Here is an 18,515-nt window from a genome sequence, read left to right on the forward strand (position 1 = left end):
TAAAATCCGGTTTTTACGCGACACGGTGCGATCGTGGCCTAACTCAGACGTGTTGGGTCAGGAGCCTTTGTCATGTTTGATCAGTTTACGCGCGCTTTTTGGAAAAAGTTCTTTGCCGTGGTTGCCGCCGCAGGCGTCGTGGTGGGGATTTTGGGGGTCGCGGCCATCAGCCTCGGCTTGATGCCCATATCTGCCCGCACCCCGCACATGCAGGTGACGACGCAGCTTCTGCACTTTGTGTTCAAACGGTCCACCGCACGCACTGCCGAACAGTTCACCGCCCCCGATGACCTGATGTCCCCGGAACGCATCGCCCTTGGCATGCAGCACTACAACAACGTCTGTTCCAGCTGCCACGGTGGCCCGGAACTGGGACAATCGCCAATCGCCCTGTCACAACGCCCGCGCCCGCAGCACCTGCCCGCCGTCGTCGACCAGTTCTCTGACGAACAGCTCTATGTGATCCTGCGCAACGGGGTGAAATTCTCGGCCATGCCGTCCTGGCCTGCCGACAGCAATTTTGACGAAATCTGGTCTGTCGTGGCGTTCATCCGCAATCTGCCCAACATGACCGCCGAGGAATATATCGCCGGCACCACCCGCACCATGCCCGAAGGTGCGCCCGCGTTGCCGTTCGAGGCACCGGTCGCACTTAGCCCGATGGATCGCGGTCCCCAAGCCTACCCGATCGACGAATACCTCTACGCGGCCCCGGGCACAGGCTGGCACGAATACGCCAGCAACAACGATATCATCGCAACCTGCACCTCCTGCCACGGTGCCGACGGCAGCGGCAGCCCGACGCTGGGCCTGGCCCCGAACCTGACCGTGCAATCGGCCGACTATCTGGCCAAGGCGCTGCGCGAATACGCATCCGGTGCCCGGCCCTCTGGCATCATGATGACCGTCGCCGCCAGCCTGACGAACGACCAGATCGACGGCCTCGCCGCCTATTATGACAGCCTGCCCGACGTGCCGTCGCCGCAAGATCAGGCCTCTGCCGCCGATCTCGCCGCCGGTGAACAGATCGCGCTGATGGGCAAGCCGGACGCCGTCATCCCAGCCTGCTATACGTGCCACCAGAACATCGCAACACAGGCCAACATGGTCGTCCCCGGCATTTCCGGTCAATCAGAGGCCTACCTGCGCAACAAGCTGGACCAATTCGCCACAGGCACCTGGTATGGTGACGGCGCGTGGCAGCCGATGGGCCACATCAGCCAAGCGCTGACGCCCGAGGACCGCGCCAACCTCGCCGCCTACTTCGCAGCACAGCCGGCGGGTGAAACGGCACCAGCCCTGACCATGGCCACCGCCGATCTGGCGAATGCCGAAACGATCGTGGGACAGGTCTGCGCCGAATGTCACACCGAATCCGGCGTGGGCGTGGATTCGGGCGAATTTCCGAACCTGACGATCCAGACCGCCACGTATCTTGCCCAGCAGTTGCGCGCCTTTCATGCGCGCGAACGCGACAACGAAACGATGTCGATGGTGGCCGGGCGCTTGTCGGATCAGGACAAGACCGACCTTGCCCAATACTTTGGCAACGCCGTCGCGCAGCCATCACCTGCACCGTCCGCCCCCTTCGCGACCGCTGCCGAAATCACCAACGGCCAATTGATCGCGCAGAACGGCATCGCGGACAAAAATATCCCCGCCTGCCTGTCCTGCCACGGTGCCGAACCCACGGACGATCTGCCGATCGTGGCGCGCCTGCACGGTCAGGCCGGCCGTTATATCGAAAACCGCCTGCAGGCTCTCGGGTCCGACGCGAATACGGGTCTTTACAGTCTCAGCCCCATGCACGGCATCGCCCGCGACATGAACGTGCAGGAACGCCATGACGTTGCGGCCTGGTTTGCCGCGCAGGACCCGCTGCCCAAGTGATCCCCGCTTGAGGCCGCACGCGCCCTCGTCTACCGTCCGCCAAGTTTCGAACGGGAGCACAGGCGATGAGGGCGCAGAATATGGACCGGGACTGGATCAGCACGGCACGGACACTGTCTGAGGCAGTGCCATTCCTGCAGCGCTACGCAGGTGCTGTGGTCGTTGTCAAATTCGGCGGCAACGCCATGGGCGATGCCGAAGCAATGGCCAGCTTTGCCCGCGATATCGTGTTGATGAAACAGGTAGGCATGAACCCGGTCGTGGTTCACGGCGGCGGCCCGATGATCAACCAGATGCTGGACAAGCTGGGCATAAAATCCGAATTCATCCGCGGCAAACGCGTCACCGATCAGGCCACGGTCGAAGTGGTCGAAATGGTGCTGACCGGCCTTGTCAACAAACGCATCGTGCAGGCGATCATGGACGAAGGCGGCCGCGCTGTCGGCCTCTCGGGCAAGGACGACGACCTCATGGTCGCAGAGGCCGACGATCCCGAACTGGGGTTTGTGGGCCGCCCTGTCGAAATGAACGTGCAGGTGCTGCGCGACCTTTATGGTGCGGGCATCATCCCCGTCGTGGCCCCCGTCGCCACCGGCATGAACAGCTTGGAAACCTTCAACGTGAACGGCGACACGGCCGCTGGCGCGATTGCCGGGGCACTTCAGGCCGACCGCCTGCTGTTGCTGACCGATGTGTCAGGGGTCAAGGATGCGGATGGCAAGGTCGTCACCCAGCTGTCGCCCGAACAGGTCCGCCAGATGACGCAGGACGGCGTGATAGCGGGTGGCATGATCCCAAAAACCGAAACCGCGCTCAAGGCGATCGAGGATGGCGTGCGCGCCGTCGTGATCCTGGACGGACGCCTCCCCAATGCATCACTGCTGGAGCTGTTCACCGAACATGGCGCGGGTTCGATCATCCGCAGCTCTGAATCGCGTGTCAAAACCCGCGGCAACGCCACGTGACGCACAAGCTGATCCTGATCCGGCACGGGAAATCTGGCTGGGACGACGACGCGCTGGACGACTACGACCGTACCCTGACGGACCGCGGGCGCACCGACGCCGCCGCGATGGGCGCATGGCTGCGCGCACAGGGGCACGCCCCCGACGTCATCCTGTGCTCATCGGCGCAGCGCACACGCGAAACCGCCGCGGCCCTCGATTTGCCCGGCACACTGACGCTGGTGGATGCGCTTTATCTTGCGTCCAGCGACCAGCTGCTGCGGCACATCGCGAAACAGACGGACGCGACCATAGCCGTCATCGCCCATAACCCCGGGATTGGTGATCTGGCCACAAGACTCGCCCGCCAGCCCCCGACTGACCCGCGTTTTGGCAGCTATCCGACATCCGCAACCACGGTTCTGACCTTTGATGTGCCGGATTGGTCCAGCATCACCACGGGCATCTGCACCGCCTTCGTGACCCCACGTTCCCTGAACGCATAAGGGCCGCACCCCCGGTGCGACCCTCACTTCTTCTGGTCGAAAATATCCCCGCCGGAGGCATCGGTTTTGCCAGCGGCAAAGCCGACCCTAGTGTCCCAGGATCTGGCTCAGGAACAGCTTCGTCCGGTCCGACTGCGGGTTGTTAAAGAATTCCTTAGGCTCGTTCTGTTCGACGATCTGACCCTGATCCATGAAAATGACCCGGTTGGCGACGGCCTGCGCAAATCCCATTTCGTGCGTCACGCACAGCATGGTCATACCCTCTTCCGCCAGCTCGATCATCGTATCAAGCACTTCCTTGATCATCTCTGGATCCAGCGCCGAGGTCGGTTCGTCGAACAACATGATCCGCGGTTTCATGCACAGCGACCGCGCGATGGCGACGCGCTGCTGCTGACCACCGGACAGCTGGCCGGGATATTTGTGCGCCTGATCCGGAATCTTGACCTTTTCCAGGAAATGCATCGCCGTGGCTTCGGCCTCTTTCTTGGGCGTCTTGCGCACCCAGATCGGGGCCAGCGTGCAGTTCTCCAGGATCGTCAGATGCGGGAACAGGTTGAAGTGCTGAAAGCACATGCCGACCTCTGACCGGATCTTGTCGATGTTCTTCAGGTCGGACGACAGTTCAGTGCCGTCGACGATGATGCTGCCCTTCTGGTGTTCTTCCAGACGGTTGATGCAGCGGATCAGCGTCGATTTGCCGGACCCCGACGGGCCGCAGATCACGATACGCTCGCCGCGTTGCACGGTCAGGTTGATGTCGCGCAGCACGTGAAACGTGCCGTACCACTTGTTCATGTTGCTGATTTCGATCGCAACCTCGTCGCTGACCTTCATCTGGCTGCGGTTGATGGTGCGGTCCTGAACGGCTTCAGACATGTCTGGCCTCCCTTAGCGGTTTTCACGCTGAAGCTTGCGCTCCAGGTACATGGAATATCGGCCCATCGCGTAGCAGGCGACAAAGAACAGCAGACCGATAAAGACATAGAGTTCCCAATAGATCCCGTTCCAGTCGGTGCTGGCGCGGATCGAATTGGTCAGACCCAGCGGGTCCAGCAGGCCGATGAACACGACCAGCGTGGTATCCTTGAACAACCCGATAAAGGTGTTCACGATTCCAGGAATCGAAATTTTCAGCGCTTGCGGCAGCACGATCAGACGCATCGACTGCCAGTAATCCAGACCAAGGCTGTCCGCGCCTTCGTACTGGCCCTTGGGCACGGCGGCCAGACCACCGCGCACGACCTCGGCGATATAGGCCGCCGAAAACAGTGTCACCATAATGATGACGCGCAGTGTCAGGTCAAACGTGGTGCCCGGCGGCAGGAAATAGTTCAGCAGCAGCGATGCGGTGAACAGCCAGACGATCAGCGGCACACCCCGGATGACCTCGATGAAACCGACCGACAGCTTGTTCACGATGAACAGATCGGACGCGCGGCCCAGTGCAAGGATGATCCCCAGCGGCAGCGACAACACGATGGCAGCCACACCGATGACGATGGACAACATGAAACCGCCAAATTGCTTGGATTCGATGGCCATGATGCCGATGGGCAGAATACCTTGCAGGATGTTCACCAGCGGCATCATCACGACGAACCAATAGAGGATCGGCACGATAATCGCCCCCAGAACAGCGACAATCTGGTTTACCGATGCCAGCGCCCGCGCGACATAGAACCCGATGACGAAACCGACCGCAGTCATGATCGGCAGCCAGATCGACCCGCCCCACAGCAGGAAAAAGATGATGAACGGCGACGCCAGCGAAAATGCCATGAACCGGCGCGGGATCGACCCGAACAGCACCGGTGCCAGACCGGCCAGCAGGATCACCAGCGCCACAACGGGCCGCCAATAGGCCTCGGACGGGTAGAATCCGAACAACAGCTGCTGCCAGCGATCGCTGATCACGGCGAAACAGGCAGCAGAGGCATCCGGCCCCAGCGTTGCGTCGCGGATTTCGCGGCATTCCGACAGCGACGACGCGTTCCAGATCCCGTTCAGGAACCAGGGCGCAACATGGCTGAGGATGAAATAGATCACATACAGCGAAACCACGGTCCCGATGGCGTTCAGCCAGGTGGGAAACAGGTTTTCGCGCAACCACTTGATCGCCCCGGTTTCCGTCGCGGGTGGCGGTTGCTGGGCGATCATGGTTTCGCGGAAATAGGCGTTCGTGACGTGTGCGTCGGTATCGCTCATCTTAACGCTCCTCCAGCTTCATGGAATTGTTGATGATGTTCATCACGAAAGAGATGATCAGCGACAGCGCGAGGTAGAACAGGCCCAGCAGCAACATGCATTCCAGCGCGCGGCCCGTCTGGTTCAGCGTGATGCCGCCCAGCGTGGCGCGCACATCCGGGTAACCCACGGCAATCGCCAGCGAAGAGTTCTTGGTCAAGTTCAGATACTGCGACGTCAGCGGCGGGATGATGACCCGCATAGCCTGCGGCAGGATCACTAGGCTCATGGTGCGGTTGGCACGCATGCCCAGCGCCTCGGATGCCTCGGACTGCCCCTTGGACACGGCCAGGATACCGGCCCGGACGATTTCGGTGATGAACGCGCCCGTATACAGCGCCAACGCCAGCCACAGTGCGACCAGCGGCGTGCTGATCTGCAATCCGCCACTGAAATTGAAGCCACCCAGCGCGGGGTAATCCAGCGTCACCGGACGGCCCAAGATGAAATAGAACAGGATGGACGGCACGATCGCGATCAGGATCGCGGGCCAGACCAATGGCAGCAGGCGCCCTGTGTCGAACAACAGTTTCTTGGCCCAGCGGCGATAGAAAAAGGCACCGACCAGGGACGCGGCAAAGATGGCCACCAGAATACCGGAATTCGCCCCCCAGACCGGCCCGGGAACATAGACGCCGCGATTGGTGATCGCGATGGCGTCCCAGATCATCGAAGCGCCGCCACCTTCGCGGAAATCGCGCGGCTGCGGGGTTGATTCGCTCATCACCGCGTAGATCAGCACGATCCACAGCAGCAGCGGTACGTTGCGGAATGCCTCGACGTAGACGGCCATCAGACGGCTGACCAGCCAGTTTTTCGACAGGCGCAGGACCCCTGCGATCACGCCAAGCACGGTCGCGAGCACAATCCCGAGCGCCGCCACAAGCAATGTGTTCAGAATACCGACATAGGCCGCATCCAGATGCGAACTGGCCGAGGAATAGGGAATCAGCGTCATCCCGATGTCGTATCCGGCACGGCTGCTCAGAAAGCTGAAACTCGGCTCAATGCCCAGATCCGTGAGGTTGGCCAGCAGGTTGTCCACCAGCCACCAGATTCCGACGCACACCAGACCCAGTGTCACGACCTGAATCGTCATGGACCTGTAACGTGTGTCGTAGATAAGTTGGCTCAGGTGGAAACTGTTGCGCGGCGGGTTTTCCGACATCGATGACATAGGGTGTCTCCCGGTTGCAGTGCTAACGATCAAATAGGTGCACGGGTTTAGACCAGCGCACCACGGTCAGTTCTGCATTTTTTTGTTTTTGGGTCGCTGTGGCGAAAGGCCCGGCAATTTGCCGGGCCTTTGCCTAACGTTTTAGCGGAACGGAGGTGCGTACAGCAGGCCGCCGTCGGTCCACTGTGCGTTCAGACCACGCGCCAGACCGATCGGGGTGTTCTCACCGATGTTGCGCTCAAAGATCTCGCCGTAGTTGCCGCCGGCCATGATCGCGTTCTTGGCCCAGTCAGCCTCGAGGCCGATCATCGCGCCCAGCTCGCCTTCGGTGCCCAGGATACGGTTCACTTCAGGGTTGTTGGTCGGTGCAGCAGACATGTCAGCGATGTTTGCAGAGGTGATGCCCAGCTCTTCGGCAGCGATCAGTGCGTTCAGCACCCACATCGTCAGATCGCCCCACTCGTTGTCACCGTGACGGACCAGCGGACCCAGCGGTTCCTTGGAGATGATTTCGGGCAGCAGCACGTGGTCTGCGGGTGCCTCGAACGTCGCACGGGTTGCGGCCAGGCCGGATGCGTCCGTCGTATAGACGTCACATGCACCAGCCAGATACTGCTGCTGTGCTTCGGCGTTGGTCTGGATCGGAACCGGCTCATAGCTGATGTTGTTGGCGCGGAAGTAGTCGGCCAGGTTCAGCTCGGTCGTGGTGCCGGTCTGGATGCACACGGTGGCACCGTCCAGTTCCTTGGCAGAGGTCACACCCAGCTCGCGCGGGACCATGAAGCCCTGACCGTCGTAGTAGTTCACGCCGATGAAATCGAACTTCAGGTCGGTGTCACGGGACATGGTCCACGTGGTGTTACGCGCCAACAGGTCGATTTCGCCGGACGACAGCGCGGTGAAACGGGTTTCACCAGTTGTCGGGACGAATTCGACAGCGTTTTCGTCGCCAAAGATCGCGGCAGCGACGGCACGGCACACGTCGACGTCGAAACCTTCCCAGACGCCGTTTGCGTCGGGTGCTGCGAAACCGGTCAGACCAGTCGTCACACCACAGTTCAGATTGCCGCGTGCCTTGACGTCGTCAAGTGTTGCCGCACTTGCAGCGGCAGCACACAGACCGGCAACGGTCAGCGTTCCGAGAAAAATCGTCTTTTTCATGTATACCTCTTCCTGAGTTCCCGCCCCACATCGGGGGCAGCCAATTATTTCGTCCAGACGGACGTTAGCGGTAAGAAGGTTGATCCTTCACCTGCATACAAACTGGGCGATAAGCCGCCGAAAGGTCAAGGGCATGTTGCACAAGACAGCGTGTCAAATGCCCATTCATTCGACATCTGCTGCCCAAATGGGCGGGATTGACTGCTAAACGGACCGGGCCATGACCATGAATCGGGCACCGTCGGAAAACGCCTGCGCCTTGATCTCGGCCACATGGGTGGCCTCTTCGTCATCGCCCCACTGGCTGATCTGGAAATCCTCGTCAATCCGGCTCAGGGTCCAGGCTTCATCCGGGGTCAACTTGCCTGCGGCCACCGCCAGCGCCAGAACAAGCGATCCCGACAGCTGCACCAGGTCATGAAATCCTGTCAGCTCCCAGGCATCAAATGCGGCGACCCGGTCGTGCAGGCGCTGCAACGATTCAGCGGGCTGGTCGATCGGCATGATCCCCGCCGTCACATGAAGGGGGGCATCCAATGCCTGCGCCGCCCAGGACAGCCAGGGGTTCCACGCCGCATCCTGCTGCGCGATCAGCGCCTCGGGGGCGGTCGCGCGGTAGCATAGCAGATCGGTTTCGGCATAGGACGCCAGCATCGCGGCGACCTCGGCTCGTTGCGGCATCACCTTGTCTATCGCGGAATTGGCGGCACGGGTTACGGGCATGGTCTGGGGATCGATCAGCTCGACCTGGGCCTGCCATTCGGCCGCCACCGCCTCTGCCAGGGCGCGGGTCGGCATCACCAGAGGTGTCTTGTAAGGCGTCTTGACGGGGCGACCGTCCAGATCGACGGCGAATCCGCCTTCACGGGTCACGACCTCGGCCATGGTCCAGAATCGTTTCGGTGCCCAGTCACTCATGGGTGTCCTCCTGTCAGCGCATCGACAGCCGCGTCGAGCTGCGCGAAATCGGTGATGATCTGGTCGGCGTCCAGTGCCTCTGCCGGATGATAGCCCCAGCTGACACCGATGGTCGCGACGCCTGCCGCCCGTCCCATCTGCATGTCGAAACTGGTATCGCCCACCATGACCGCGCGTGCAGGGTCGACACCGGTATCTGACAGCACCTGATGGATCATGGACGGATGCGGCTTGGACGGATGATGGTCGGCGGTCTGCACGCTTTGGAAATAGCCCTCCAGCCCGTGATCCGCGATCATCGCCTGCATGCCGCGCAGCGATTTCCCTGTCGCCGCCGCCATCAAGAGCGTGTCCTGCGCGCGGAACCGGTCCAACGCGTCGCGGGCACCGTCGTAGAATGGTGCCATCGCCTCACTCCCAAGTGAGGCGCGGTGATCGTAATAGGCCTGCTGATAGGCACTGCGCAGTGCGACCAGTTCTGTGTCCGGTGCATCGGGCACGAGTGCGCGAAACATCACGTCGACCGACAGGCCGACGCCGCGCAGGCAGGCGGCGTCACCCGGATAATCGCGCCCCACGGCAGCAAAGCCTGCCCGCATGGCATGAACGATGGCGGCGCGGCTGTTTACCAGAGTGCCGTCCACGTCGAATATGACCAGCCGCAGGTCCATCAGTCAGGCATGTTGAACGGATCGACGGGCGCATGCGCCTCGACCCAGCCCACAAAGTCCCAGGTGCGTTTCATGTGGTCGGGCATCGGCGCGGTCAGATGCAGGATGGCACCGGTTTCGGGATGTTCGATCGTCAACGACCGGGCATGCAGGTGCATCTTGCGGCTGATATCGCCGCCCATGCCGGCGCCCCAGCCATCGCCCAGGTTTTCCTGGCTCGACCCGCCGTATTTGCCGTCACCGATAATCGGATGCCCCATCTCGGCCATATGGGCGCGCAGCTGGTGCGTGCGACCCGTGATCGGGACCAGCGCCACCCAGGACGCGCGACCACCCAAGGTATCCAGCACCGCATAATCGGTCGTCGCACGCTTGGCGCCCTCGGTGGTGTCGACATCGCGCGGGTGGATGCAGTGCATCTTTTCACCCTCGCCGTGGTGGCCGTGACCGCCTGCCTTGACCAGACCGTATTTGATCGTGCCGGCCCGCGGATGCGGGGTGCCGGCAACAGCGGCCCAATAAATCTTGCGCGTGGCGTGATGCTTGAGGTTTTCGGTCAGTGCCTTGGCCATCATGCGGGTACGCGCCAGCAGCAATACGCCGCTGGTGTCACGGTCCAGACGATGCACCAGACGCGGTTTTTCGTCGTATCCGAACATCAGCGCCTCGGCCATGCCGTCCACATGGCGCGTGGTTTTCGATCCGCCCTGCGTCGCCAGCCCCGCCGGTTTGTTGATCGCGATGATATGATCGTCGCGGTAGATCACACAGGACTGGATCAGCGCGGCATCCGCCTTGGTCACACCCTGTTTGAGCAGCGACCGTTCGGCGGCGACCTGTTCCTCGGTCGGCAGCGGCGGGATGCGGATCGTTTGCCCCACCTCCAGCCGGGTATTGGATTTCACCCGGCCGCCGTCGACGCGCACGTCGCCCTTGCGGCACATCTTTTCGATGCGCCCCTGCGTCAGGTGCGGGAACAGCCGCCGCAGATAGCGGTCCACCCGCTGATCGCCATCGTCGTCACCGATTGTGCGTGTTTGTACGCCACTCATATCATCATCCTTGTCACGATCAGGCCCGCGAACAGCGCCAACAGGGCCACGCCCACGCTGGCCCCCACATATAATCCCGCCAGCCCCAGCTGGCCCGTCTCGATCAGGCGGATCGCGTCGAGTGAAAACGCGGAAAACGTGGTGAACCCACCCAGCACCCCGGTCATCAGAAACGGTGCGAACCGATTGCCGGACTTTTCCGCCAGCACCACGACCAGCACACCCATCAGGAACGACCCGACCACGTTGACGCACAACGTGGCCCACGGGAACCCCGGCCCCATGACGCGCAGCGCCCACAGCCCGGTCAGCCACCGCAGGGTCGCGCCAATCGCGCCGCCCAATGCCACAGAGATGCCTGTCAAAATCATCCGCGCTCTCTGGCCCCTGACGCGGTAGAAGTCAATTCTGGCGGGCCTTGCGCTTGGCCCGCAACCCGGCAAAGAAATCCAGCCGCTTTTTCAGATCACGCTCGAACCCGCGATCGACGGGCAGATAATAGATGCCGCGCTTCATGCCTTCGGGGAAATAGTCCTGACCGGAAAACCCGTCCTCTGCGTCGTGGTCGTAGGCATAGCCTGCGCCGAACCCCTGCTCTTTCATCAGCGTGGTCGGTGCGTTCAGGATATGGGCCGGCGGCGGTTCGGATCCGGTCTTTTTCGCGGCCACCATCGCGGCCTTGAACGCGACGTAGCCGGCGTTGGATTTCGGCGCGAGCGCCAGATAGGTCACCGCCTGTCCCAGCGCCAATTCGCCCTCTGGACTGCCCAGCCGTTCATAGGTTTCCCAGGCTTGCAGGCAGACGTGTTGTGCCTGCGGATCGGCCAGTCCGATATCCTCGACCGCCATCCGCACGATACGCCGCGCCAGGTATCGCGGGTCCTCGCCGCCGGTCAGCATCCGTGCCAGCCAGTACAGTGCTGCATCAGGGTCCGACCCCCGCACGGATTTGTGCAAGGCAGAGATCAGATTGTAATGCTCATCGCCGGATTTGTCGTATTTTGCGGCCCGCTTCATCAGACGGCTGGTCAGGGTATCGACGCCCAGCGGTTTGTCGGTTTTCCAGCCCGCGATCTGTTCGATCAGGTTCAGCAGCGACCGCCCGTCACCATCCGCCATGTTGATCAGCGCCGCACGCGCGGGCGTATCCAGCGGCAGCGCGCGACCCAGTTCCGCCTCGGCCCGCTGGGCCAACAGTTCGAGGTCATCCTCGTTCAGCCGCGTCAGGATCAGCACCTGCGACCGCGACAAAAGCGCGGCGTTCAGTTCGAAACTGGGATTTTCCGTCGTGGCCCCGACCAGCAGGATGGTGCCATCCTCCATATACGGCAGAAATCCGTCCTGCTGCGCCTTGTTGAACCGGTGGATCTCGTCCACGAACAACAGCGTGCCCTGCCCGTTCGCGCGCCTGATCTTGGCCGCCTCGAACACCTTGCGCAGGTCCGGCACACCCGTGAAAATTGCACTGATCTGAACGAAATGCAGGTCGGATTCATTCGCCAACAGCCGCGCAATCGTCGTCTTGCCAACGCCCGGCGGCCCCCAGAACACCAGTGACGACAAACTCCCAGACGCCAGCATCGCACCCAGCGGTGCATCCGGACCCAGCACCTGTTGTTGCCCGATCACCTGCGACAACGCGCGTGGCCTCAGCCGATCCGCGAGGGGGCGCGGACCGGCTGGTTTTTTGGGAGGGAGGTCAGAGTCGAACAAATCAGCCATCTGTGACAGATAAGCCTTGCCCGGCAGCTTGGCAAAGCGTCAGTGCATCTGGCTGGCAAATCCGATCCAGACAGCCTGATAGTCGATCCCACCCATGTTCATGTTGCGCCCGGCGGGTTCCATCGTCAGATGACAGCGCCCGGCCCAGCGGCCCCAATTCGACGGCAAGAGCGCGATCATGCGGCCGATGCCTTCGGTGCGGGCGGTGCGCAGCATCTGATTGACCAGCCGGATACGCACCCGCTGACGCTGGGCTGCGGGCAAGTCATGGACGATGAAGCCGCGCGTGACCTCCCATGTGCCGCTGTCGACAGGTGCCGCGCCAAACAGCAGGTCATCGGGGATCGACGACAACAGCCCGTTTTGCGCATCGCGGATCATGTAGGAATAGACCCCGCATTGTGCCGTTGTCGGGGTCAGACGCACACCGGCCAGCACCCGGCCGTCGACATCGTGAACAGCGAGCCAGCGTGATGCGGGCGTGTCGTACTGGTCGAATTCCATGCCCATGCTTTCGGGCAGTTTCCAGTTGTTTCGCACGATGAACGATTCGCGCCGTGCGCGCAGGATGTTGGCGAAAAGCTCGCCATGATTGTGCAGATTCGCAAAGGATAGCGTGGTTGCTTGCATGATTGTTTCTCCGATGAATGAAATGGCGACGACGGCTGGTCATCGTCTCGGAGTCATGCTTAAAAAAGTGTTTAGAGCAACTTGTAGTTGCGAGCCCTCTGGATCGCCTCAACCGTTGTTCTTGCTTTCAGATTGGTACGTGCGGCAGCAAGTCGCGCCTTGAGAGCGCTTTCTGAAATGCCCAGCTTTGCAGCAGCGGCGGCATGGCGATCCCCACCCGCAATCAGCGCCAACGCCTCGATCTGTGCAGCGGACAGCGAACCGGGTGGTTCAACCAGACGATGCATCGTCTCGATCGTCTCGGCGAACTGGGTGATTTCGCTCTGCGTGAATTCGCGATCGGCGCGGGCGGCGGACGCAATGGTCCGGGATTTGATCGACCCCGTCGCCACGACAAATCCGTAGTTCATGCCGAATTCGCGGGCCTGCCCAATGATGTTCTCCGGATCAGGTAGCTCGATATCCGACCACCGGGCGGTGCCGGAATTCCCAAATCCCCACAGAATGACCGGATCCCGCAGCGCATAGGCCCGTTCGGTATAGCGGTCGGTCCAGTCGCGCGGATAGCTGTGATAGTGCATCAGGGGCAGCGCGAACCGAAAATGCAGCGCATAGAACAGCCCCGACGGCGCCATTTTTACCAGTTCGCGCGTGTGGCGTTCGATTTCGGATTGGACGGTCATGGCCTGATCTATATTGGGTCACCGACAGTATGCTGCGGTTTTATAAAATTGTTTCTAATAGATATTTTCGCCGCGTGGCGAATTTTTGACCTTTAAACACAAAAAAGGCCCGATCTTGCGACCGGGCCTCTTTGACGAACTGCCGTCAGCTTAGCTTTCGGCGGAATCTTCTTCGGCCAGACGTGCCTTGTCCGATGCGCCCTTGGCATCGCGGTCGCGGTCGACCAGTTCGATGATCGCCATCGGGGCCATGTCGCCGTAACGGAAACCGGCCTTCAGAACGCGGCAGTAGCCGCCCTGACGGTCCTGGTAGCGTGGCCCCAGGATTTCGAATAGTTTCGCTGTGTGCATTTCCTGCTTCAGCTGCGCATTGGCCATGCGGCGGGCGTGCAGGTCGCCGCGCTTGCCCAGCGTAATCAGCTTGTCGATGACGCGCTTGAGTTCTTTGGCCTTGGGCAGGGTTGTCTTGATCTGCTCATGTTCGATGAGCGAGCCAGCCATGTTCGCGAACAGCGCCTTGCGGTGTTCATGGGTGCGGTTCAGGCGGCGGTATCCACGTGCGTGACGCATGTTAAGTCTCCATTACGTTTTATGATGGGCCCGCGATGCGATGACGCGTAGCTCCGTTATTGGGGCACCATGCCCGGTTCTTCCCCGCCATTGCGGGCATTGCCGCGCCCCGATCGTGACCGGGGCGCGTAGCTCTTAGAACTGGTCTTCGAACTTCTTGGCCAGATCTTCGATGTTGTCTGGCGGCCAGTCCTCGACGTCCATGCCAAGGTGCAGACCCATGCCGGACAGCACTTCCTTGATCTCGTTCAGGGACTTGCGGCCAAAGTTCGGCGTGCGCAGCATTTCGGCTTCGGTTTTCTGGATCAGATCGCCGATATAGACGATGTTGTCGTTCTTGAGGCAGTTTGCCGAACGGACAGACAGTTCCAGCTCGTCGACCTTCTTCAGCAGCAGCGGGTTGAATTCCAGACCATCATCATCGCCACCGGCGGATGCGGATTCCGGCTCGTCAAAGTTGACGAAGACCTGCAGCTGATCCTGAAGAATACGCGCGGCATAGGCCACTGCATCGTCGGGGGTCAGCGAACCGTCTGTTTCGATTTTCATCGTCAGCTTGTCATAGTCCAGCACCTGGCCCTCGCGGGTGGGCTGCACGTCATAGCTGACCTTTTTGACCGGGGAGTAGATCGCGTCGATGGCGATCATGCCGATTGGCGCATCCTCGGGCTTGTTCTTGTCGGCGGCGACATAGCCCTTACCGGTGTTGACGGTCAGTTCCATGTACAGATCGGCGCCGTCATCCAGGTGACAGATCACGTGATCCTTGTTCAGGATCTCGATCCCTGCCGTTTCCGAGATATCGCCGGCGGTCACGATGCCCGGACCCTTGGCCTGGACACTCAGACGCTTGGGGCCTTCGACGTCCATGCGGATCGCAACACCCTTGAGGTTCAGAACGATGTCGGTCACGTCTTCACGCACACCGGCCACGGACGAAAATTCGTGCAGGACGTTGTCAATCTGGACGGCGGTGATGGCAGCGCCTTGCAGCGACGACATCAGAACGCGGCGCAGCGCGTTGCCCAGCGTCAGACCAAAGCCGCGTTCCAGCGGTTCGGCGGTCACGGTCGCCTGGCGTGCGGGGTCGTTGCCCGGCTTGACGTCCAGTTGCGACGGTTTAATCAGTTCGGCCCAGTTCTTGTGGATCATATGTCCCTCCATCCTTGCCCGACCCTATGTCCAAAAGGTCCGACGCTCGAGGTTTCAAAACGGCGCAACGGGGCCGTGCGGATGCACGGCCCCATCACCATAAATAGGCTTAGACGCGGCGACGCTTTGGGGGGCGGCAGCCGTTGTGGGCCATCGGGGTCACATCACGGATCGAGGTGATGTTGAAACCGACGGCGGCCAGAGCGCGCAGCGCGCTTTCGCGGCCGGAACCGGGGCCCTGCACTTCGACTTCCAGCGTTTTCACGCCGTGGTCCTGTGCTTTCTTGCCGGCGTCTTCTGCGGCCATCTGGGCGGCGTAGGGTGTCGATTTACGCGACCCCTTGAAACCCATGGTACCGGCAGAGGACCACGCAATTGCGTTGCCCTGAACGTCAGAAATCAGGATTTTCGTGTTGTTGAACGAAGAGTTCACATGCGCCACACCAGCGGCGATGTTCTTGGAGACCTTCTTCTTGCCCCCACGACGAGTATCACGTGCCATGATGGAGCCTCCTTATTTCTTCTTGCCGGCGATGGCCTTTGCGGGGCCCTTGCGCGTGCGTGCGTTGGTGTGGGTCCGCTGACCGCGAACCGGCAGGTTCCGGCGGTGACGCAGGCCACGGTACGAACCGAGGTCCATCAGACGCTTGATGTTCATCTGGGTCTCACGACGCAGGTCACCCTCGACGGTCAGATGCTCGTCGATATACTCGCGCACCTTGAGGATTTCGGCGTCGGACAGGTCGTTCACGCGGCGCGCGCGGTCGATGCCAACAGCTTCACAGATGGTTTCAGCGGTCGTGTTGCCGATACCGGTGATATAGGTCAGTGCGATGGGAACGCGCTTACCAGACGGGATGTTAACCCCAGCGATACGTGCCAAAATAGCAATCCTTTTCGTTGCGGGTCCGTCATGCCAGACCCTTTTTTCACAACGCAGGCCTACCGATTTTCGCGGCAGGCCGGTGTCATATGAGGTAATCTTGGCGGCGTGGGTGCGACCCGGACACCAAGAATGATTCCCTCGCGGGATGCGGGTGTTTAGGAGTAAGGCAACAGGGGGTCAACCCCCTGTTCACCATTGGCGCATCAGGTCAGTGCAGCGCGGATCGCAGCCGATACATCGTCCATCGATTGCAGGCCGTCGACCGTGCTCAGGTCGCCGTTCGCATAGTAGTAACCGACCAGCGGACTGGTCTGTTTGTAATAGGCCAGCAAACGGGTTTTCAGGCTGTCCTCGTTGTCGTCCGAACGGCGCGTGAACTCTGCCTTTTCGCCGCAGCTGACGCAGACGCCGTTGTCGGGGACAGGTTTGGTGTTGTCGTTATAGACCTCACCACAGTTGGCACAGGTCGAACGTGCCGTGATCCGGGCGACCAGTGCCTCGTCGTCGACTTCCATCAGGACAACGCGGTCCAGATCCTCACCCAGCTCCTTCAGCAGATCACCCAGCGCATCGGCCTGGGCCAGGGTGCGGGGAAATCCGTCAAAGATATAGCCGTCAGCGCCGTCGTCGTTGGTCAGTTGCTCGCGGATCAGACCAATCACGATCTCATCGGTGACCAACTCGCCCCGGTCCATGACCCCGGCAACCATCTGGCCCATCTCGGTGCCCGATGTCCGGGCGGCGCGCAGCATGTCACCTGTGGACAGCTGCACCAGATTGCGTTCTTCGACCAGGCGACGCGCTTGCGTGCCCTTACCCGCCCCCGGCGGTCCCAACAGGATAATGTTCATCGGCGCGCTGGCCCCCTCCGCTTCGTGCCGCCGCGCTTGCCGCGCAACTGTGATTTCTCGATCAGTCCCTCATACTGATGCGCCAGCAGATGTGACTGTATCTGCTGGATCGTGTCCATCCCCACCGACACGATAATCAGCACGGATGTGCCGCCGAAATAGAACGGGATCGCGAACTGGCTGCGGATGATTTCCGGCAACAGCGCGACCAGCGCCAGATAGCCGGACCCCAGCACCAGAACACGGGTCACAACATAGTCGAGGTATTCCTTGGTTTTCTGACCCGGACGAATACCGGGTACGAAACCGTTCTGGTTCTTTAGGTTTTCGGCAACCTCGTCCGTCTTGAACGCGACCTCACGGGTGTAGAAGTAGGTGAAGAACACAATCATCACCGTAAAGAACAACAGATACAACGGCTGCCCCGGACCGAAATAGGCCAGCAGCGCCGACATGATCGGACTGTTGGACCCGCCAGAGAAGGTGCTGATCGTGGTCGGCAACAGCAGCAATGCGCTTGCGAAAATCGCAGGGATCACGCCAGCCGGGTTCACCTTGATCGGCAGGTGGCTGGACGATCCGTCATAGACCTTCATGCCGCGTTGCTGGCGTGGATACTGGATGTGGATCTTGCGCAGCGACCGTTCCATGAACACCACGAATGTCAGCACCGCAATTACCATCACGATCACGCCAACGATGACAAAGGGGCTGATCGCACCGGACCGGCCTTGGCTCAGGAATTGCGCCAGAGCGGCGGGAACCTCGGCGATGATGCCGACGAAAATGATCAAGGAGATACCGTTGCCGATGCCACGTGCGGTGATCTGCTCACCCAGCCACATCAGGAACATCGTGCCACCCACGATGGTGATCACACAGCTTGCGGTAAAGAAAAGCCCCGGATCAGCAGCCAGACCGCCTGCCTCCAGCGACTTGGCCAAACCGTAGGCCTGTGCCGTGGCAAGTGCCACGGTGCCGTAACGGGTGTACTGGTTCATCTTGCGACGCCCCTGCTCACCCTCTTTTTTCAGGTTTTTCAGCGGCTCCCACATCGCGCCCAGCAGCTGCACGATGATCGAAGCCGAAATATAAGGCATGATGCCCAGGGCAAAGATACCCATCCGCGACAGCGCACCACCTGTGAACATCGACAGGATGCCACCGATTCCGGCGGCCGCGTCGTCCATGAAGGCGCGCAACTGCACGCCGTCGATCCCCGGCACCGGGATATAGGTGCCCAGACGGTAGACACACAAAAGTCCGATGGTGAAAAGGATTCGGCTGCGAAGTTCCTTCGCCTTGCCGAAAGCGCCCCAACTCATGTTGGATGCCATTTGTTCTGCTGCGGATGCCATGCAAAGGCCTCTTCGATAATAAAAACGCCGCCCAACGGTTTCCCGGTCGGCGGCGTTTGGAAAACGTTGATCCTATCTAGGGCAGGTTTCCCTGACC

The 18,515-nt window shown here is 61.0% G+C and carries 20 protein-coding genes; 3 read left to right on the top strand and 17 right to left on the bottom strand.

Translation table 11 applies throughout. The annotated features are described in order from the left end of the window. Window positions 1-72: 72 nt before the first annotated feature. From LGQ03_RS14955 to LGQ03_RS14965, 3 genes are all read left to right on the top strand, one after another. On the top strand, window positions 73-1,890 hold the full coding sequence (locus LGQ03_RS14955) for a c-type cytochrome (protein ID WP_226749053.1): 1,818 nt from the start codon (window positions 73-75) through the stop codon (window positions 1,888-1,890). A 65-nt stretch (window positions 1,891-1,955) separates the two neighbouring features. Continuing rightward, complete coding sequence (gene argB, locus LGQ03_RS14960; RefSeq protein WP_226749054.1) at window positions 1,956-2,855, top strand: acetylglutamate kinase; 900 nt, start codon at window positions 1,956-1,958, stop codon at window positions 2,853-2,855. Continuing rightward, entirely contained in the window at window positions 2,852-3,340 is a 489-nt protein-coding gene (locus LGQ03_RS14965; protein WP_226749055.1) for a SixA phosphatase family protein, read from the top strand. Before argB ends, LGQ03_RS14965 begins: the two co-directional genes overlap by 4 nt. Window positions 3,341-3,427: 87 nt before the next feature. Here the strand turns inward: LGQ03_RS14965 and LGQ03_RS14970 are convergent, their stop codons facing one another. The 17 genes from LGQ03_RS14970 to secY all read right to left on the bottom strand — a co-directional run bounded on the left by LGQ03_RS14970 (window position 3,428) and on the right by secY (window position 18,397). Beyond that, window positions 3,428-4,219 (bottom strand): amino acid ABC transporter ATP-binding protein, encoded by a 792-nt coding sequence (locus LGQ03_RS14970; protein WP_090159707.1) that lies wholly within the window; start codon window positions 4,217-4,219, stop codon window positions 3,428-3,430. A gap of 12 nt (window positions 4,220-4,231) precedes the next feature. After that, complete coding sequence (locus tag LGQ03_RS14975) at window positions 4,232-5,548, bottom strand: amino acid ABC transporter permease (protein ID WP_226749056.1); 1,317 nt, start codon at window positions 5,546-5,548, stop codon at window positions 4,232-4,234. 1 nt (window position 5,549) lies between these two features. Continuing rightward, the gene (locus LGQ03_RS14980) at window positions 5,550-6,764 is read right to left on the bottom strand and encodes an amino acid ABC transporter permease (RefSeq protein WP_226749057.1); all 1,215 of its coding nucleotides are present in this window, start codon (window positions 6,762-6,764) and stop codon (window positions 5,550-5,552) included. A gap of 141 nt (window positions 6,765-6,905) precedes the next feature. Beyond that, a complete protein-coding gene (locus LGQ03_RS14985; RefSeq protein ID WP_056038918.1) occupies window positions 6,906-7,925 on the bottom strand; it encodes an amino acid ABC transporter substrate-binding protein in 1,020 nt (339 codons plus the stop codon). 204 nt (window positions 7,926-8,129) lie between these two features. After that, window positions 8,130-8,843: an ATP12 family chaperone protein gene (locus LGQ03_RS14990; RefSeq protein ID WP_226749058.1), complete on the bottom strand. Its 714-nt coding sequence runs from the start codon at window positions 8,841-8,843 to the stop codon at window positions 8,130-8,132. After that, window positions 8,840-9,514: an HAD-IA family hydrolase gene (locus LGQ03_RS14995; protein ID WP_226749059.1), complete on the bottom strand. Its 675-nt coding sequence runs from the start codon at window positions 9,512-9,514 to the stop codon at window positions 8,840-8,842. The genes LGQ03_RS14990 and LGQ03_RS14995 overlap by 4 nt, the downstream gene beginning before the upstream one ends. Continuing rightward, window positions 9,514-10,566, bottom strand: coding sequence for an RluA family pseudouridine synthase (locus LGQ03_RS15000; RefSeq protein WP_226749060.1), 1,053 nt, complete (start codon window positions 10,564-10,566; stop codon window positions 9,514-9,516). The genes LGQ03_RS14995 and LGQ03_RS15000 overlap by 1 nt, the downstream gene beginning before the upstream one ends. Beyond that, window positions 10,563-10,937 (bottom strand): fluoride efflux transporter CrcB, encoded by a 375-nt coding sequence (gene crcB / locus LGQ03_RS15005; RefSeq protein WP_226749061.1) that lies wholly within the window; start codon window positions 10,935-10,937, stop codon window positions 10,563-10,565. Before crcB ends, LGQ03_RS15000 begins: the two co-directional genes overlap by 4 nt. Window positions 10,938-10,968: 31 nt before the next feature. Continuing rightward, complete coding sequence (locus tag LGQ03_RS15010) at window positions 10,969-12,288, bottom strand: replication-associated recombination protein A (RefSeq protein ID WP_226749062.1); 1,320 nt, start codon at window positions 12,286-12,288, stop codon at window positions 10,969-10,971. 39 nt (window positions 12,289-12,327) lie between these two features. After that, window positions 12,328-12,918, bottom strand: a complete 591-nt coding sequence (locus LGQ03_RS15015) for an acyl-homoserine-lactone synthase (RefSeq protein ID WP_226749063.1) — start codon at window positions 12,916-12,918, stop codon at window positions 12,328-12,330. 71 nt (window positions 12,919-12,989) lie between these two features. Beyond that, window positions 12,990-13,601 (bottom strand): autoinducer binding domain-containing protein, encoded by a 612-nt coding sequence (locus LGQ03_RS15020; RefSeq protein ID WP_226749064.1) that lies wholly within the window; start codon window positions 13,599-13,601, stop codon window positions 12,990-12,992. A gap of 150 nt (window positions 13,602-13,751) precedes the next feature. Further along, the gene (gene rplQ, locus LGQ03_RS15025) at window positions 13,752-14,171 is read right to left on the bottom strand and encodes a 50S ribosomal protein L17 (RefSeq protein WP_090159697.1); all 420 of its coding nucleotides are present in this window, start codon (window positions 14,169-14,171) and stop codon (window positions 13,752-13,754) included. A 135-nt stretch (window positions 14,172-14,306) separates the two neighbouring features. Continuing rightward, window positions 14,307-15,323, bottom strand: a complete 1,017-nt coding sequence (locus tag LGQ03_RS15030) for a DNA-directed RNA polymerase subunit alpha (RefSeq protein ID WP_056039029.1) — start codon at window positions 15,321-15,323, stop codon at window positions 14,307-14,309. A gap of 109 nt (window positions 15,324-15,432) precedes the next feature. Continuing rightward, entirely contained in the window at window positions 15,433-15,825 is a 393-nt protein-coding gene (gene rpsK, locus LGQ03_RS15035) for a 30S ribosomal protein S11 (RefSeq protein ID WP_056038943.1), read from the bottom strand. 12 nt (window positions 15,826-15,837) lie between these two features. Continuing rightward, entirely contained in the window at window positions 15,838-16,206 is a 369-nt protein-coding gene (gene rpsM / locus LGQ03_RS15040) for a 30S ribosomal protein S13 (RefSeq protein WP_056038946.1), read from the bottom strand. Window positions 16,207-16,412: 206 nt separating this feature from the next. Further along, complete coding sequence (locus tag LGQ03_RS15045) at window positions 16,413-17,060, bottom strand: adenylate kinase (RefSeq protein WP_226749065.1); 648 nt, start codon at window positions 17,058-17,060, stop codon at window positions 16,413-16,415. Next, window positions 17,057-18,397 (bottom strand): preprotein translocase subunit SecY, encoded by a 1,341-nt coding sequence (secY, locus tag LGQ03_RS15050; RefSeq protein ID WP_090159994.1) that lies wholly within the window; start codon window positions 18,395-18,397, stop codon window positions 17,057-17,059. The genes LGQ03_RS15045 and secY overlap by 4 nt, the downstream gene beginning before the upstream one ends. Window positions 18,398-18,515: the final 118 nt, after the last annotated feature.

Source organism: Loktanella gaetbuli, assembly GCF_020531945.1.
Lineage (GTDB): Bacteria > Pseudomonadota > Alphaproteobacteria > Rhodobacterales > Rhodobacteraceae > Loktanella > Loktanella gaetbuli.

What these genes read in the sequence shown, in the direction of transcription:
- LGQ03_RS15030 (WP_056039029.1), bottom strand. Translation starts at nt 15,323, where the DNA reads ATGATCCACAAGAACTGGGCCGAACTGATTAAACCGTCGCAACTGGAC.
- crcB (WP_226749061.1), bottom strand. Translation starts at nt 10,937, where the DNA reads ATGATTTTGACAGGCATCTCTGTGGCATTGGGCGGCGCGATTGGCGCG.
- LGQ03_RS15015 (WP_226749063.1), bottom strand. Translation starts at nt 12,918, where the DNA reads ATGCAAGCAACCACGCTATCCTTTGCGAATCTGCACAATCATGGCGAG.
- LGQ03_RS15020 (WP_226749064.1), bottom strand. Translation starts at nt 13,601, where the DNA reads ATGACCGTCCAATCCGAAATCGAACGCCACACGCGCGAACTGGTAAAA.
- LGQ03_RS14995 (WP_226749059.1), bottom strand. Translation starts at nt 9,514, where the DNA reads ATGGACCTGCGGCTGGTCATATTCGACGTGGACGGCACTCTGGTAAAC.
- LGQ03_RS15010 (WP_226749062.1), bottom strand. Translation starts at nt 12,288, where the DNA reads ATGGCTGATTTGTTCGACTCTGACCTCCCTCCCAAAAAACCAGCCGGT.
- LGQ03_RS14990 (WP_226749058.1), bottom strand. Translation starts at nt 8,843, where the DNA reads ATGAGTGACTGGGCACCGAAACGATTCTGGACCATGGCCGAGGTCGTG.
- LGQ03_RS14985 (WP_056038918.1), bottom strand. Translation starts at nt 7,925, where the DNA reads ATGAAAAAGACGATTTTTCTCGGAACGCTGACCGTTGCCGGTCTGTGT.
- LGQ03_RS14955 (WP_226749053.1), top strand. Translation starts at nt 73, where the DNA reads ATGTTTGATCAGTTTACGCGCGCTTTTTGGAAAAAGTTCTTTGCCGTG.
- LGQ03_RS15045 (WP_226749065.1), bottom strand. Translation starts at nt 17,060, where the DNA reads ATGAACATTATCCTGTTGGGACCGCCGGGGGCGGGTAAGGGCACGCAA.
- rplQ (WP_090159697.1), bottom strand. Translation starts at nt 14,171, where the DNA reads ATGCGTCACGCACGTGGATACCGCCGCCTGAACCGCACCCATGAACAC.
- LGQ03_RS14970 (WP_090159707.1), bottom strand. Translation starts at nt 4,219, where the DNA reads ATGTCTGAAGCCGTTCAGGACCGCACCATCAACCGCAGCCAGATGAAG.
- LGQ03_RS15000 (WP_226749060.1), bottom strand. Translation starts at nt 10,566, where the DNA reads ATGAGTGGCGTACAAACACGCACAATCGGTGACGACGATGGCGATCAG.
- secY (WP_090159994.1), bottom strand. Translation starts at nt 18,397, where the DNA reads ATGGCATCCAACATGAGTTGGGGCGCTTTCGGCAAGGCGAAGGAACTT.
- rpsK (WP_056038943.1), bottom strand. Translation starts at nt 15,825, where the DNA reads ATGGCACGTGATACTCGTCGTGGGGGCAAGAAGAAGGTCTCCAAGAAC.
- LGQ03_RS14980 (WP_226749057.1), bottom strand. Translation starts at nt 6,764, where the DNA reads ATGTCATCGATGTCGGAAAACCCGCCGCGCAACAGTTTCCACCTGAGC.
- LGQ03_RS14975 (WP_226749056.1), bottom strand. Translation starts at nt 5,548, where the DNA reads ATGAGCGATACCGACGCACACGTCACGAACGCCTATTTCCGCGAAACC.
- argB (WP_226749054.1), top strand. Translation starts at nt 1,956, where the DNA reads ATGAGGGCGCAGAATATGGACCGGGACTGGATCAGCACGGCACGGACA.